The sequence below is a fragment of the Mycetocola sp. Y719 genome, assembly GCF_056713205.1.
This window is the reverse complement of the sequence record NZ_JBWYGY010000002.1, coordinates 207,761-222,469: the sequence shown is the minus strand read 5'-3', so window position 1 is coordinate 222,469 and position 14,709 is coordinate 207,761. Positions and strand designations below refer to the sequence as shown.

13 protein-coding genes are annotated in these 14,709 nt (G+C 65.9%); 11 read left to right on the top strand and 2 right to left on the bottom strand.

What is annotated here, in order from left to right:
- The first annotated feature begins 49 nt into the window (after nucleotides 1–49).
- The gene (locus AC1M0F_RS07440) at nucleotides 50–2,092 is read left to right on the top strand and encodes a prolyl oligopeptidase family serine peptidase (protein WP_480237589.1); all 2,043 of its coding nucleotides are present in this window, start codon (nucleotides 50–52) and stop codon (nucleotides 2,090–2,092) included.
- Nucleotides 2,093–2,094: 2 nt separating this feature from the next.
- Here the strand turns inward: AC1M0F_RS07440 and AC1M0F_RS07435 are convergent, their stop codons facing one another.
- Complete coding sequence (locus AC1M0F_RS07435; RefSeq protein ID WP_480237588.1) at nucleotides 2,095–3,279, bottom strand: acetyl-CoA C-acetyltransferase; 1,185 nt, start codon at nucleotides 3,277–3,279, stop codon at nucleotides 2,095–2,097.
- 219 nt (nucleotides 3,280–3,498) lie between these two features.
- Here AC1M0F_RS07435 and AC1M0F_RS07430 point away from each other — a divergent pair, with 219 nt between their 5' ends.
- The 3 genes from AC1M0F_RS07430 to ispG all read left to right on the top strand — a co-directional run bounded on the left by AC1M0F_RS07430 (nucleotide 3,499) and on the right by ispG (nucleotide 6,155).
- The gene (locus AC1M0F_RS07430; protein ID WP_480237587.1) at nucleotides 3,499–4,278 is read left to right on the top strand and encodes a CoA transferase subunit A; all 780 of its coding nucleotides are present in this window, start codon (nucleotides 3,499–3,501) and stop codon (nucleotides 4,276–4,278) included.
- Between the two features lie 3 nt (nucleotides 4,279–4,281).
- The gene (locus tag AC1M0F_RS07425; RefSeq protein WP_480237586.1) at nucleotides 4,282–4,920 is read left to right on the top strand and encodes a CoA transferase subunit B; all 639 of its coding nucleotides are present in this window, start codon (nucleotides 4,282–4,284) and stop codon (nucleotides 4,918–4,920) included.
- Between the two features lie 80 nt (nucleotides 4,921–5,000).
- Entirely contained in the window at nucleotides 5,001–6,155 is a 1,155-nt protein-coding gene (gene ispG, locus AC1M0F_RS07420) for a flavodoxin-dependent (E)-4-hydroxy-3-methylbut-2-enyl-diphosphate synthase (protein ID WP_480237585.1), read from the top strand.
- Nucleotides 6,156–6,432: 277 nt separating this feature from the next.
- Here the strand turns inward: ispG and AC1M0F_RS07415 are convergent, their stop codons facing one another.
- Nucleotides 6,433–6,771, bottom strand: coding sequence for a hypothetical protein (locus AC1M0F_RS07415; protein WP_480237584.1), 339 nt, complete (start codon nucleotides 6,769–6,771; stop codon nucleotides 6,433–6,435).
- Between the two features lie 235 nt (nucleotides 6,772–7,006).
- Between AC1M0F_RS07415 and AC1M0F_RS07410 the strand changes: the two genes are divergently transcribed.
- The 7 genes from AC1M0F_RS07410 to AC1M0F_RS07380 all read left to right on the top strand — a co-directional run bounded on the left by AC1M0F_RS07410 (nucleotide 7,007) and on the right by AC1M0F_RS07380 (nucleotide 14,698).
- Nucleotides 7,007–7,858: an SAM-dependent methyltransferase gene (locus AC1M0F_RS07410; RefSeq protein ID WP_480237583.1), complete on the top strand. Its 852-nt coding sequence runs from the start codon at nucleotides 7,007–7,009 to the stop codon at nucleotides 7,856–7,858.
- Nucleotides 7,859–8,104: 246 nt separating this feature from the next.
- Nucleotides 8,105–8,296 (top strand): hypothetical protein, encoded by a 192-nt coding sequence (locus AC1M0F_RS07405; protein WP_480237582.1) that lies wholly within the window; start codon nucleotides 8,105–8,107, stop codon nucleotides 8,294–8,296.
- A 124-nt stretch (nucleotides 8,297–8,420) separates the two neighbouring features.
- Nucleotides 8,421–8,891, top strand: a complete 471-nt coding sequence (locus AC1M0F_RS07400) for a hypothetical protein (protein ID WP_480238460.1) — start codon at nucleotides 8,421–8,423, stop codon at nucleotides 8,889–8,891.
- Nucleotides 8,892–9,344: 453 nt separating this feature from the next.
- On the top strand, nucleotides 9,345–11,597 hold the full coding sequence (locus AC1M0F_RS07395) for an ATP-binding protein (protein ID WP_480238435.1): 2,253 nt from the start codon (nucleotides 9,345–9,347) through the stop codon (nucleotides 11,595–11,597).
- The gene (locus AC1M0F_RS07390) at nucleotides 11,597–11,986 is read left to right on the top strand and encodes a response regulator (RefSeq protein ID WP_480237581.1); all 390 of its coding nucleotides are present in this window, start codon (nucleotides 11,597–11,599) and stop codon (nucleotides 11,984–11,986) included. Before AC1M0F_RS07395 ends, AC1M0F_RS07390 begins: the two co-directional genes overlap by 1 nt.
- Nucleotides 11,976–13,112, top strand: coding sequence for an adenylate/guanylate cyclase domain-containing protein (locus tag AC1M0F_RS07385; protein ID WP_480237580.1), 1,137 nt, complete (start codon nucleotides 11,976–11,978; stop codon nucleotides 13,110–13,112). Before AC1M0F_RS07390 ends, AC1M0F_RS07385 begins: the two co-directional genes overlap by 11 nt.
- Nucleotides 13,109–14,698 carry a peptide ligase PGM1-related protein gene (locus tag AC1M0F_RS07380; protein WP_480237579.1) on the top strand — a complete coding sequence of 530 codons (1,590 nt, stop codon included), beginning with the start codon at nucleotides 13,109–13,111 and terminating at the stop codon, nucleotides 14,696–14,698. Before AC1M0F_RS07385 ends, AC1M0F_RS07380 begins: the two co-directional genes overlap by 4 nt.
- Nucleotides 14,699–14,709: the final 11 nt, after the last annotated feature.

Below are 14,709 nucleotides of genomic sequence, written 5' to 3'. Positions count from 1 at the left end.
CAGCCCCCACCGACGCCATGCCCGATGCTTCGCCTCCTAGGCTGGGACCATGACCGTCGACGAACACGACCCCTACCTCTGGCTCGAAGACATCGACGGCGAGACGGCCCTCGACTGGGTCCGCGCACGGAACGACCAAACTCTTGGCGGGCTGGCCGCCTCAGACGCGTTCGAGCGCACCGAAGAGGCCATCCGTGGCGTGCTCGACTCGGACGCGAAACTGCCCCTGGTCCAGAAGGTCGGCGACTTCTACTACAACTTCTGGACGGATGCCGGGCACCAGCGCGGCCTCTGGCGGCGGACGACGCTCGATGAATACCGCTCGCCGCAGCCCGCCTGGGAGACCGTCCTCGACATCGACGCACTGAACGCCGCAGAGGGCGAAGACTGGGTCTGGCACGGCGCCAGTGTTCTCAGGCCCGACTATCGCAAGGCCCTCATCGACCTGTCCCACGGTGGATCGGATGCGGATGTCACGCGCGAGTTCGACCTCGAGACGTTCCGGTTCGTGCCGCCGGAGGAGGGTGGCTTCTTCCGTCCCGAGTCCAAGGGTGGGCTCGGCTGGATCGACGATGACACCGTCTTCCTGTCCTCAGCGCTCGGCGAGGGGGCGCTGACCTCGTCCGGCTATCCGCGGACCGCCAGAAGATGGAAGCGGGGGACACCGATCGAGTCCGCCGAGACCGTGTTCGAGGGCGAGGTCTCGGATGTGTCCGTGCGCGCGTTCCGCAGTCACACGCCCGGCTACATCCGTGACTTCTTCTGGCGCGCGACCACGTTCTACACGTCAGAGGTGTTCGTCCTCGTCGACGGCATCCCCACACGCATCGAGGTTCCCGACTCGGCGGAGATCGGGTACTCGAGGCAGTGGCTGCTGATCGAACTCCGCGACGACTGGACACCGGACGGCGTGACCTACCGAGCCGGGTCGCTGCTCGCTGCCGACTTCGAGGGCTTCCTCGCGGGCGACCGCTCGTTCGAGCTCGTCTTCGAGCCGACACCGACGACGTCGCTCTCCGGCGCGACCTGGACTCGCGACCACCTCGTCCTCACCGTCCTCGACGACGTGAAGAGCCGCATCCGCGTGCTCACACCGACGGATGCCGCGTGGCAGCGCAGCGAGTTCCCCGGCGCGCCCGAGTTCGGTACCGTCCAGGTGTCGGCGGTCGACCCGGACGAGAACGACCTCGTCTGGGTCGTGGCCACCGATTACCTCACCCCGACCACGCTGTCGATCGCGACGGTCGGACAGGCCGGCGCGCTCCCCATCCCGCTGAAGTCTCAGCCCGCCTTCTTCGACCCGGCCGGGCTGACGATCGAGCAGCAGTTCGCGGAATCCGAGGACGGCACGAGGGTTCCGTACTTCCTCGTCCACCGGGAGGATGCCGCCTTCGACGGGTCGACACCGACCCTGTTGTACGGCTACGGCGGTTTTGAGATCTCGCTGACGCCCGGCTATTCGGGAACGATCGGCCGGGCCTGGCTGGAGCAGGGCGGAGCGTACGCGGTCGCGAACATCCGCGGCGGTGGCGAATACGGACCGACCTGGCACCAGGCCGCCCTCAAGAAGAACAGGCACCGCGCATACGAGGACTTCGCCGCCGTCGCCCGTGACCTCATCGCCAGGGGCGTCACGTCGCCAGCCCATCTCGGCGTCCAGGGCGGCTCGAACGGCGGCCTGCTCACCGGCAACATGCTCACCGGGTACCCCGAACTGTTCGGTGCTGTTGTGATCCAGGTGCCGTTGCTCGACATGAAGCGGTACTCGAAGCTCCTGGCCGGGGCGTCGTGGATGGCCGAGTACGGCGACCCGGACGATCCCGACCAATGGGAGTACCTGCGGACGTTCTCGCCGTACCACCTCGTCGAGGACGGAAAGCAGTACCCGCCCGTGCTCCTGACCACGTCGACACGCGACGACCGGGTGCACCCAGGGCACGCACGCAAGATGGCGGCGAGGCTGATCGACGCGGGCGCCGACGTCACCTACTACGAGAACATCGAGGGCGGGCACGGGGGAGCGGCGACGAACGCGCAGGCCGCCCGCATGTCGGCGCTGGCCTGGCGTTTTCTCGCCGAACGTCTGGCCTGATCTCAGCGGGAGAGCAGCACAGCGTCGCCTTGGCCGCCGCCACCACAGAGAGCAGCGGCAGCCTTACCCGAGCCCCGCCGCGACAGCTCGAGCGCGGCGTGGAGCACGAGCCGGGCACCTGAAGCGCCGATCGGGTGACCGAGCGCGATCGCACCGCCGTGGATGTTGACCTTCTCGGGGTCGAGCTCCAGGTCGCGCATCGACTGCACGCTGACGGCTGCGAACGCCTCGTTGATCTCGATCAGGTCGAGGTCGGATGCCGCCCAGCCTGCTTTGTCGAGGGCGGCGGCGATGGCGCGTGACGGCTGCGAGTGCAGCGAGTTGTCGGGGCCGGCGACGGATCCGGATGCTCCGACGACGGCGAGCCACGACAGCCCGCGTTCCTCGGCCCAGGACCGGCGCGCCAGGATGAGGGCGCAGGCACCATCGCTGAGCGGTGACGAGTTGCCCGCCGTGATCGTGCCGTCCTTGTCGAAGGCGGGCCGCAGGCCGCCGAGGGACTCGACCGTCGAATCGCCGCGCACTCCTTCGTCGGTGGTGAGCACGGTCGCTTCGCCGCGACGCGAAGGAACGGTGACCGGGGTGATCTCCCCGTCGAACAGGCCGGATGCCTGCGCGGCTGCCGCCCGCTGGTGTGAGCCGGCGGCGACGGCATCCTGATCCGAACGCTCGATGCCGAGGGGGCCGTTGTGGCGCTCGGTCGAGATGCCCATCGAGTCGCCGTCGAAGGCGTCGGTGAGTCCGTCGAACGCGGCGGTGTCGATGAGCGTCACCTCGCCGTACTTGTAGCCCTTGCGTGACGCGGGCAGCACGTGCGGGGCGTTGGTCATCGACTCCTGTCCTCCGGCGACGACGACGGATGCTTCACCGGTACGGATGAGACGGGCTGCGTCCACGACGGCGTGGATCCCGGAGAGGCAGACCTTGTTGACGGTCACGGCGGGAACGTTCCAGCCGATGCCTGCGGCGCGTGCGGTCTGGCGGGCCGGGTTCTGCCCGGCGCCGGCCTGGAGGACCTGGCCGAAGACCACGGCGTCGATGTCATCGACGTCGACACCCGAGCGTTCGATGGCCGACCGCAGGGCGATCGCCCCGAGTTCGACGGCGCTGAAACCTGCAAGCTGTCCGAGCAGGCGACCCTGAGGGGTCCGCGCACCGGCCAGGATGACTACATCGTCTGAACTCATTGTTTTCTCGACTCCTTCGTCGTTTCCGCACTGGTCTGCACGGTGAACATGCTTCTTCCAGCTTGCCACGGATTCGGACGGTTTCCCCCGGCCCGGTCGCACCCGCAGCCCTGATTCCACCGATAGGTTTGTAGGCGCGAGGCACCGGCGCCAGAAGCACCGCGCCTCGCGACTCCGCGTCCGCAGAACGGCGGATCGGGCAGCGATGGAGGTGCGACGGTGACTTTGGACAAGACAGTGGCAAGCGCGGCCGAGGCGATGGCGGACATCGCCAGCGGTTCGTCGATCGCGGTGGGAGGCTTCGGGTTGTGTGGCAACCCGATAATCCTGATCCAGGCCCTTCTCGACCAGGGGAGCGATGACCTCTCGATCGTCAGCAACAACTGCGGCGTCGACGACTGGGGCCTCGGCGTTCTTCTCGCCAACCGCCGCATCCGCAAGATGACGTCGTCGTACGTCGGTGAGAACAAAGAGTTCGAGCGCCAGTTCCTCTCCGGCGAGCTCGAAGTCGAGCTCACGCCGCAGGGCACCCTCGCCGAGAAGCTCCGCGCAGGCGGCGCGGGCATCGGAGCGTTCTTCACCCAGACCGGCGTCGGCACACAGGTCGCCGAAGGCGGGCTGCCTCGACGCTACGACGGATCCGGTGGCGTCGCCATCGCGTCTCCGGCGAAGGATGTGCGCAACTTCACGGTGCGCGGCGAGGAGAAGCCCTTCGTGCTCGAAGAGGCGATCGCCACCGACTTCGCTCTTGTGCACGCCAAACGCGGTGACCGGCACGGCAACCTCGTCTTCGACAAGTCCGCCCGCAACTTCTCGCCGCTCGCGGCGATGGCCGGCCGGATCTGCATCGCCCAGGTCGAGGAACTCGTCGAACCGGGGGAGATCGACCCTGACGCCGTTCACCTGCCTGGTGTCTTCGTGCACCGCGTCGTGCTCGTCGGACCCGACATCGAGAAACGCATCGAACGACGAACCGTTCGCACAACGGAAGGTGCCTGACCCATGGCTCTCACCCGCAACGAGATGGCCGCACGCGCCGCCCTCGAGCTGACCGACGGCGCATACGTCAACCTCGGCATCGGCCTGCCGACCCTGGTGCCGAACTACGTGCCTGACGACATCACCGTCACACTGCAGTCGGAGAACGGCATCCTCGGTGTCGGACCGTATCCGACTGAGGATGCCGTCGATCCTGACCTCATCAACGCGGGCAAGGAGACCGTCACCACCCTCCCCGGCACGTCTTTCTTCGACTCGGCGCTGAGCTTCGCGATGATCCGCGGCGGCAAGATCGACGCCGCCATCCTCGGGGCCATGCAGGTCTCCGCGACCGGTGACCTCGCGAACTGGATGATCCCCGGCAAGGTCGTCAAGGGCCCAGGCGGAGCGATGGACCTCGTCCACGGCGCCGGGCGCGTCATTGTCCTGATGGAGCACGTGGCCAGGGACGGCTCCGCCAAGATCGTGAACGACTGCTCGCTGCCGCTCACCGGCCGGGCCGTCGTTCACCGCATCATCACCGACCTCGCCGTGATCGACGTCACCCCTGACGGTCTCGTGCTCGTCGAAGTGGCGCCGGGCGTCACGATCGATGAGGTCATCGCTGCCACCGAACCGCCGCTCAGAGTCGCAATCGGCTGACCCATGTCGCACGTTCGGGCGCCGAAACAGGTGCCCGGGCGTGCGGCAAGCGTTCAGGGGTCCCGGCGTAGGATGGCATCGTGCCAGCAGTTAATTTGGGAATGCCCAAGGTCCCCGAAGTCCTCGCTCCACGGCGTAAGACCCGTCAGATCAAGGTCGGCAAGGTCCTCGTCGGGGGTGACGCGCAGATCAGCGTCCAGTCGATGACGACGACGCCGACGCCGAACATCAACGCGACCCTCCAGCAGATCGCCGAGCTGACGGCATCCGGCTGTGACATCGTCCGCGTGGCGGTGCCGAGCCGTGACGACGCCGAGGCGCTGCCGATCATCGCGAAGAAGAGCCAGATCCCGGTCATCGCCGACATCCACTTCCAGCCGAACTACGTCTACGCGGCGATCGACGCCGGCTGTGCCGCCGTGCGCGTCAACCCCGGCAACATCCGGAAGTTCGACGACCAGATCGCCGAGATCGCCCGCAGGGCCAAGGCCGCAGACGTGTCGATCCGCATCGGTGTCAACGCCGGTTCACTCGACCCGCGACTGCTGCAGAAGTACGGCAAGGCTACGCCGGAGGCGCTCGTCGAGAGTGCCGTCTGGGAAGCCAGCCTCTTCGAGGAGCACGACTTCCACGACTTCAAGATCTCGGTCAAGCACAACGACCCCATCGTCATGGTGAAGGCCTACCGTCTGCTTGCCGAGCGCGGTGACTGGCCGTTGCACCTCGGCGTGACCGAGGCCGGGCCGTCGTTCCAGGGCACGATCAAGAGCGCGACCGCGTTCGGCATCCTGCTCTCTGAGGGCATCGGTGACACGATCCGGGTCTCGCTCAGTGCGCCGCCCGCCGAAGAGGTGAAGGTCGGTCTGCAGATCCTGCAGTCGCTCAACCTGCGTGAGCGCAAGCTCGAGATCGTCTCCTGCCCGAGCTGTGGCCGTGCGCAGGTCGACGTCTACAAGCTGGCCAACGATGTGACGGATGGTCTCGAAGGCATGACCGTTCCCCTTCGCGTCGCGGTGATGGGATGTGTCGTCAACGGTCCAGGCGAAGCACGCGAAGCAGACCTCGGTGTTGCAAGCGGCAACGGCAAGGGCCAGATCTTCGTCAAGGGTGAGGTCATCAAGACCGTCCCAGAGTCCGAGATCGTCGCCACGCTGATCGAGGAGGCCAACCGCCTCGCGGCCGAGATGCCGGCGAGCGACACTACCGTGGGCGCGCCGGTGGTCAGCGTCAGCTGATCGCACCCTGAGGCTCGCTCCGGTCTAGCGGTTTCGCGCGCCATCGAGCGCCGGAACTAAATTGCGCTGCGCGAGGGCGGAGCGTAAAGCGCCCCTTTGTGCGAATGCAACGCGGGCGGGTCATGCGGGAACGTAGCCGGCGAGGTTCGTCATGGCACCCGTAGCTGTTCGGATGTGTCCGCAGAGGGTCCGGCTTACGAACGCTGGTGGCTCGCTGTGATCGCTGAGCGGCGATGTTGGCCTCCGCGAGACGTCAGGGTCGAGGTAGATAAGGTTCCTATTTGTATCGCCTTGAACCTTTCGGCCGCCGTCGCCACCAGGGTCGTTGACGCAACTCGGCCTGCGCGTGGGCGAGCAGGAGTTGAGTCTCGCGAAGAAGTTCTAGCGACGTCTCTTGAATTTCTCGCGACGCATCCGTCGCCGCCACTGCCTTCTCTGCCGCACGGCGGGGCAGGAGAAATTCGATAAGAAGCGTTGCTGCGGTGCCGAGCAAGACGCCTGACAGCACCAGTAGGAATTGCGCCATGGATGGCATCTCGGGAACGGTCCAGCGGACGACGAAGCCGTAAGCGATTGCGGGGAGGCGAGCTATCCGCTGATCCAGGTTGTCAGCCACCCATGGACCTTTGGGACGAAGGGAGAATTGCACGACCGCGACCCTTCCGATGTCGTTTAGGAGGACAGACATCGTTTGCTGGTCAGGGGGTCTGCGATGCCGTTCTGCGGTCGAGTGGACACCTCTTTAGGGCACAGGCCAGACCCTCCCTCCTGCCGGAGGAGGGCAGGTGACGGGGTGGTGGGAGCAAGCGCTTACTTGACGGCTCCCCGAAATCCGCGCAGGATTTGTGTCCATGGGCGAGTCGCACGAGGAAATGCTTCGTCACTACGAGCCGGGCGGACTTCTGGCGCGAATCGTGGCGGGGTTGCAAGCTCTCGGCAAGGACCTGGACTCGGTCACGCACGAAGATCTCGCGCCGGCCGACGAGTTTCACTCCGCGGGACGTTCGGCCACGCGCGCATTGGTGGAGCTTGCAAAGATTCCGCCAGGATCGCGAGTGCTCGACGTGGGCAGCGGGTTGGGTGGCCCGGCGCGTTACCTCGCCGCAACTTTGGGTTGCGACGTGACAGGCATCGATCTCTCGCCTGAATTCTGCGGGGTGGCCAACGCCCTTTCTCGGATGACGCGGTTGTCCGATCGCACCCGCTTTCAGGCGGGTGATGCCCTGGAGCTTCCGTTCGCCGCGTCCAGCTTCGACGTGGTGTGGACGATACAAATGCAGATGAACATCCGGGACAAGCGCCGCCTGTATTCCGGAATCGCCCGGGTACTCAGGCCGGGCGGGCTGTTCGTCTGCCAGGAAATCTGCGCGGGGAACGGCGAGCCGATTGAGCTTCCGGTCCCATGGGCGAGCCGCCCCAACCAGAGCCATCTGGCCGATGCGGAATCCCTCCGCGGGTTGATCCGCGGTGCAGGTCTCCTGGAGCGCACCTGGCGCGACATTACCGCCGACATCGTGGCGGCGCGCAAGGCACAGCAGGCGAAGGCGCAAGCGTCGGGTGCGAGCGGCTCCAGCGCCCCTCCTCCGCTTGGAATGCATCTCGTGCTGGGAGAACAGGCAGCCGTCAAGATGAGTAACTCCGGGCGCAACACCGACGCCGGGCGCACGGTGTTCATCCAGGGCGTATTCGACAAGCCTGGCTAGTGGTCCGATCCGCTGATCCCACTGGAAAACTCTGTCGAAAGCACGGGCGCGGCGAATCTCCATTGATCGTCCGGCTTATGGGCGTTCGATACGGTTTAACGGCGGTTGCGCGCCGCATCCTGTGCCATTCGCTTCGCTACTAGCGCTCGTGGCCGCGCCGGGTCAGGGTGTACCGTCACGGTCATTGCCTCACTTGTGCAGCAACGCATGGCGATAGAAAGGCACCGGAGTTTCGGCGTCTTTTTCGTGAGCATCGGCATCATTTTCGCGGTGATCCTGGTCATCGGTGGGGTGGTCACCTCTTGGAGTTGGAACCCGTGGATTCAGATCGTGCTGGTGGTTTTATGGAGCGCGATGGGGCTCTTCTCTCTCCGCCGCTATCGTCGGGAGATAGCGGTCTTCATCGCCGAGCACGGTGCCGACGCAGGGAAACGTTAGAGCCAGGAGGCACCGGTAGAAGACCCCCGTCAGACGCTCCCGTCAGACGTTTCTGAATAGGTACGGAATCGAAGTCGGTTTGTTTTATGCGCTCGAGTCGCCGCTGGCCGATAGCCTTCGACGGGTGACGACTGATCAGGAGCCGGAGACCACCAAAAACGACAAGGTCGTTTGGACGATCGGGCTGGGCTTCTCCGTCTGGGCCCTGGTCACTTTCTTCGTGCTGTTCCGCTGGTGGGGGATGCGGAGAAGCGGTATGTACGAAGCGTGCGGACACCACATCTACGCCAGCCGGCCGGGCGTCGATCTCCGCGACAATCCCGGTGGATACTACGTCGACGGGGAGCAGGTGTTCATCCCGTTTGGAATCAGGTGCACGTTCGAGACGACCGATCCGGCCAACCCGTACGTGGCGTTCTACGACTATGGAACGCTTCCATTGGCCATCGCATTTGTGGCGCTCCTTGCCGCGCTTGTTGCGGTCGTCCTCTTCAGACGACGATGGGCTCGCGGATCACCAACGAGGACGAGGTCGCCGGAGTCGACACCATCGTTCACGGCGAAGAGGGATACGCACTCGAGACCGTGTACCTAGCGGTGCAGGGCGGTGGGAGAGATCCCACACCGCCCCATTCCCGTGTCCTGATGGCCTCTGAACGTCAAGGATCCGCTTGCCAGGGTGCGATGGTGGCGACGACGAATGGATTCCTGGCTCGGATCGGGCGGATGCTTCTGGGCACGCCGCGGACGCCGGCCCTGGCTGGTCGCAATCACGGAGGACGATTCGCCAGGTCGGTTCGGCGCCGACGCGACGACCGAGATCGACCTGGACGGCTCAGGACCGTGCACGTCGGGTAATCGCATAGAAGTCCGCCCGCCCCGTTCGTCGTCATTCCCATGCCGATCGGTGCGTCACGGAGCCGCCGCTGAGCGATTCGAACCCATTGCGCACCCTGCAGGTCGCGAGGACAATGACCCCTGCAGTCGCTTATGCCCCCGGTTTCTAGAGAGGGAGGCCACCATCAGCGAGCAAGGTCGCCCGGTGAGCATGGAGGAGTTCCGAAGCCTCCAGCGTGACTATACCGACGCCACCGAGCAGTTCGCCGCGATGAACGAGGTGTTGACCACGCTCGGCAGGTCGGCGTCCGACCCGGACGCCGTGCTCGACACCGTCGTGGAGAGCGCCCGCAGGCTCTGCTTGGCGGCGGCCGGCCAGATCTACCTCCTCGACGGAGACCGATTCGTGCTCTCGTCCTCCGTCGGCCTCACCGGCGAGTTCCTGAGCTACGTAGCCGCCCACCCGCTCAAACTCGACCGGAAAACTATTGTCGGGCGTGTGACCCTGGACCGCAAGATCAACCAGGTGCCCGATGCGCTCATCGACCCCGAGTACGGCCGCCAGGACCTCCAGGCGATCGGCGGATACCGCACCCTCATCTCGGCCCCTATGATGCTCGACGACGAAGTGGTCGGCACGCTCTCGCTCTTCCGCACAGAGGTCGAGCCATTCGACGACCGGGCCATGGCGCTGCTGGCGGCGTTCGCCGCGCAGGCCGCGATCGTTGTGAGGAACGTGCACCTGGTACGCGCGCTCGAAGAGCGGGGTCTCGAGCTCGCCCGACGGGTCGAGCAGCTCGAGGCGCTGAGCGAGGTCGGCGGTGTCGTCAGCTCGAGCCTGGTCCTGGACGAGGTGCTCTCGAACATCATCATGAACGCCGTCCGCTTCTCCGGCTGTGACGGTGGCTCGATGATGGAGTACGTCGAGGAGGAGCGCTGCTTCTCGGTGCGGAGCGCCTACGCGAGCAGCGCGGGACTCCTGGCCGCGTTGCGCGCGACCCGGATCGAGTTGGAGACCACCCTCGTCGGCCGGTCCGCAATGGAGGGACACCCTATCGCCGTGGCCGACCTCGAAATCGTCGAGCTGGACCCGCACCTGAAAGTGCTGTACGACGATGGCTGGCGATCCGTTCTCGCGGTACCCGTGCTCCGCGGTGCGCAGATCCTCGGAGCACTCGTCGTGCGACGCAAGACTCCCGGAGACTTCTCGAACGAGACGATCGAATTCCTCGAGACCTTCGCGAGCCAGTCGGCGCTGGCCGTGTGGAACGCCCGCCTGTTCCGGGAGCTCGAGACCAAGTCCGCAGAGCTCCAGGTCGTCAGCCAGCACAAGTCCGAGTTCCTCGCCAGCATGTCGCACGAACTCCGCACACCGTTGAACGCGGTCATCGGCTTCTCCGAAGTGCTGCTGGAGCGGATGTTCGGCGACCTCAATGAACGCCAGGACGAGTACCTCCACGACATCCTCGGTTCCGGGAGACACCTGCTCGAACTGCTCAACGACATCCTCGACCTCTCCAAGGTCGAGGCCGGACGCATGGAACTCGCCTCGTCACCGTTCTCGATCCACTCGGCCCTGGAGTACGGGATCTCCATGGTGCGGGAACGCGCAGCCCTCCACGCCATCGACGTGACCCTCGACGTCGAACCGGGACTGGCCACCATCGACTCGGACGAACTCCGCTTCAAGCAGGTGCTCCTCAACCTCCTGAGCAACGCAGTGAAGTTCACGGCTGACGGCGGCCACGTCGAAGTGGCCGCCCGTCACGTCGGGCCCGATCTCACGATCGCCGTCACGGACAACGGGACCGGCATCCCACCCGAGGACCGGGAACGCATCTTCGAGTCGTTCCAGCAGGGTCGACGCGGTGCGGGACGGGAGGAGGGGACCGGCCTCGGCCTCACCCTGTGCCGGAGGATCGTCTCGCTCCTCGGCGGCAGAATGTGGCTCGAGACGGAGGTCGGGGTGGGCAGCACCTTCGGCTTCACCGTTCCGATGAGCGGTGCGGTGGAGGAGCATCCGGCGGCGCACGTCGACACGACGCACCTCCCGGTCGTGGTCGTCATCGACGACGACCGGGCATCCCTCGACCTGATGACGGCGTACCTCGAAGGGCTCGGCGTCCAGGTGCTCCTCGCCCGCGACGGGCAGGAGGGACTCGATCTGATCCGCGCCGTCGGACCGGCCGCAGTCGTCCTCGACATCCGACTGCCGGGGATGGATGGCTGGGAAGTGCTCACCCGGATGCGTGAAGACGAGGCCACGCGGGCGGTACCCGTGATCGTCGTCTCGATCCTCGACGAGAAGGCGCGCGGCATCAGGCTCGGTGCGACGGACTACCTGATCAAGCCCGTGAGCCGGGATGCGCTCGTCGGCGCACTGCGGCGGTCGGGAGGACTGCATCCCGAGTCACCAACGGCACCAGGCGGTCGCGAGGCCGTACCGTCGAAGGGAGCGCTCTGATGTCCGGTCATCGCATCCTCGTGGTGGAGGACAACCCGCTCAACCTCAAGCTCGTTCGGGACGTGCTGACCGCATTCGGCTATGAGGTGGTGGAGGCGCAGTCCGGCGAAGAGGGGGTGGCGCTCGCCGGAACCTGTTCTCCCGACCTGGTGCTTATGGATCTTCAGTTGCCGGGTATCGACGGCTACGAAGCGCTCCGACTGCTCCGACAGGATCCCGGATTCGGCGATGTTCCGGTGGTCGCCGTCACCGCGTTCGCCATGACGACGGACCGGGAGCGAACCTCCCGTGAGGGCTTCGACGGCTACCTCGGCAAGCCGATCAGTGTGCGGGATCTGCCCGACCAAGTCAGCGGCTTCCTGGGAAAAGGGCGATCCGATGGCAGCTAACGCCATCACCATCCTCGCCGTGGATGACCTGCCCCAGAACCTCAGGCTGCTCGATGCCGTCCTCAGCCCCCGCGGCTATCGGCTGCTCACGGCGACGTCCGGCGAGGAGGCACTCGCGATGCTGCCGACATCAGGTGCCGACCTCGTGCTCCTCGACATCGTGATGCCGGGGCTCGACGGCTATGAGGTCTGTCGCCGCATCCGGAGCAGCCCGGGCTTCGAATTCCTGCCGGTGGTGATGATCACGGCGAGCGGCGACCAGGAGAAGCTCAGCGCCATCGAGGCCGGAGCGGATGACTTCGTGAGCAAGCCGTTCAACCAGGGCGAACTACTCGCTCGCATCGCCTCTTTGGCCAAGGTCAAGCGCTACCAGGACACCATCGAACGGCAGGCGGCGGAGCTCACCCGGTGGAACCTCGAGCTTGAGGCCCGCGTCAGCGCCCAGGTGGATGAGCTCCAGAAGGTCAACCGGCTGCGCCGCTTCCTGTCGCCTCAGCTGGTGGATCTGGTGATCGACTCCGGCGACGAGGCATTCCTCGGCAGCCATCGTCGCGAGATCGTCGTTGTCTTCTGCGACCTCAGGGGATTCACTCCCTTCGCCGAGGCGAGCGAGCCGGAAGAGGTGATGGGAGTCCTCGCCGAGTATCACGCCGCGCTCGGCGCGTTGATTCACGATTACGAGGGCACCCTGGAACGCTTCACGGGCGATGGGCTGATGGTGTTCTTCAACGACCCGCTGCCCTGCGACGACGCGGCCGAACGCGCTGTCTCGATGGCTGTCGCGATGCGGGATCGGGTCGCCGACCTAGCTGCGGGATGGAGCAGGCAGGGCAACGACCTCGGTTTCGGCGTCGGTATCGCCCAGGGCTTCGCCACGCTCGGCCGAATCGGCTTCGAGGGGCGGTTCGACTACGCCGCGATCGGGAGCGTGACCAATCTGGCAGCACGCCTCTGTGCAGAAGCCGGCCCCGGGCAGATCCTCGTCGCCCAGCGGGTGTTCTCGGCCGCAGAGGGCGTGGCATCCGGCAACCCGGTGGGCGAACTCGAGTTGAGGGGCTTCAGCCGTCCGATCCGGGCATTCGAGGTCACCGGTATCGATGAGACGAAGGCAGAAGTGAGCACATGACGAGACTCGAGAGCGCGGCGGTGGCCCGCGCGGCCACGACCTTGGCCGACCTCGATGGCGAAGCCCGCGGGGCCCGGTTCCGAATGCTGCAGGAGCGCATGGGATCGGTGTGGAATTCGATGAAGCTCGACTTCGACGACGAGTCGGTCATTGTCGTGCCGTCGGTCACGCTGAGCACGGCAGTTCCGGGCAGCGGCAGCATGGCTCAGGCGTTCGAAGAGCGCTTCCTATTCCTCCTCCTGCTGCTGCGCCAGCCGAGGCTGCGGATGGTCTACGTGACCTCGATGCCCATCGATCAGCGGATCATCGAGTACTACCTCGCGCTGCTTCCCGGAGTCATTCCGAGTCATGCCCTGGCCAGGCTCTCGATGGTGTCTGTGGGCGATTCGTCTCCTCGACCGTTGAGCGAGAAGCTGCTCGAGCGGCCCAGGATGCTCGCCAGGATCGCCGCGCTGGTCCCGAACCGGGCGCACAGCCACCTGATCCCGTACAACACGACCGAGCTCGAACGTGACATTGCCCTCACCCTCGGCGTCCCGATGTACGGTGCAGACCCGCGCCTGTCCGGTCTCGGAACCAAGACCGGCTGCCGGAGGCTTTTCGGCGAGGTCGGCGTGCCGTATCCGCTCGGCGCCGAGGATCTGCACGGTCTCGACGATGTCGTCGACGCGATCGGAGAACTTCTGACCAGGCGACCGGGTATGAGCCAGGTGATCGTGAAACTCAATGATGGAGTCTCCGGTGCCGGCAATGCGCTCGTCGATCTCGTCGGGATCGCAGATCTCCCAGCGCCGGACCGACGCGCGACGATCGCAGAACGCGTCAGGGGGATGCAGTTGGAGTCGCCGGACACTCCGTTCGAGGCTTACGTGGCCAAGCTCGAATCCGACGGCGGCATCGTGGAGGAACGTATCATCGGCGAGGATCTGCTGAGCCCGAGCGTGCAATTGCGCGCGTTGCCGGACGGCACCGTCGAACTCCTCTCCACACACGATCAACTCCTTGGCGGGGCCAGTGGCCAGAGCTATCTGGGATGTACCTTTCCGGCCGATCCGGCTTACTCGCGACTGATCAGCGAGCCGGCGATGGCGATCGGAGAGCGGCTAGCGGCCGAGGGGGTGCTCGGGCGGTTCGCGGTCGACTTCGTAGTGGTGCGGGACGCGGCGGGCGAATGGTCCGCGTTCGCGATCGAGCTCAATCTGCGCAAGGGCGGTACGACGCATCCGTTCCTGACACTCCAGTTCCTGACCGATGGCCGGTACGACCAGGAATCGGGTCGGTACGTCACCCCGGATGGCGCCGAGAAGCACCTCGTCGCCACAGATCATCTCGAGGCGGTCGAGCTGCGGGGACTCTCGGTCGGCGACCTGTTCGACGTCGTCGCCAGGCACGGTCTCCACTTCGATCAGTCGCGCCAGTCAGGCATCATCTTCCACATGATCAGCTGCATCACCGAGCACGGCCGTGTCGGGATGACGGCAGTCGGTGACACGCCGGCGCAGGCGATGGAACTGTACGAGCGCGCGCGACGCGTGCTGTTGGACGAAGCCACGGTCGGAGGCATGGAGAGTACACTCCCGGAGTAGAGGGAGGCTCC

Coding starts and splice junctions, on each gene's coding strand:
- AC1M0F_RS07440 (WP_480237589.1), top strand. CDS start 50: ATGACCGTCGACGAACACGACCCCTACCTCTGGCTCGAAGACATCGAC.
- AC1M0F_RS07435 (WP_480237588.1), bottom strand. CDS start 3,279: ATGAGTTCAGACGATGTAGTCATCCTGGCCGGTGCGCGGACCCCTCAG.
- AC1M0F_RS07425 (WP_480237586.1), top strand. CDS start 4,282: ATGGCTCTCACCCGCAACGAGATGGCCGCACGCGCCGCCCTCGAGCTG.
- AC1M0F_RS07410 (WP_480237583.1), top strand. CDS start 7,007: ATGGGCGAGTCGCACGAGGAAATGCTTCGTCACTACGAGCCGGGCGGA.
- AC1M0F_RS07395 (WP_480238435.1), top strand. CDS start 9,345: ATGGAGGAGTTCCGAAGCCTCCAGCGTGACTATACCGACGCCACCGAG.
- AC1M0F_RS07390 (WP_480237581.1), top strand. CDS start 11,597: ATGTCCGGTCATCGCATCCTCGTGGTGGAGGACAACCCGCTCAACCTC.
- AC1M0F_RS07385 (WP_480237580.1), top strand. CDS start 11,976: ATGGCAGCTAACGCCATCACCATCCTCGCCGTGGATGACCTGCCCCAG.
- AC1M0F_RS07380 (WP_480237579.1), top strand. CDS start 13,109: ATGACGAGACTCGAGAGCGCGGCGGTGGCCCGCGCGGCCACGACCTTG.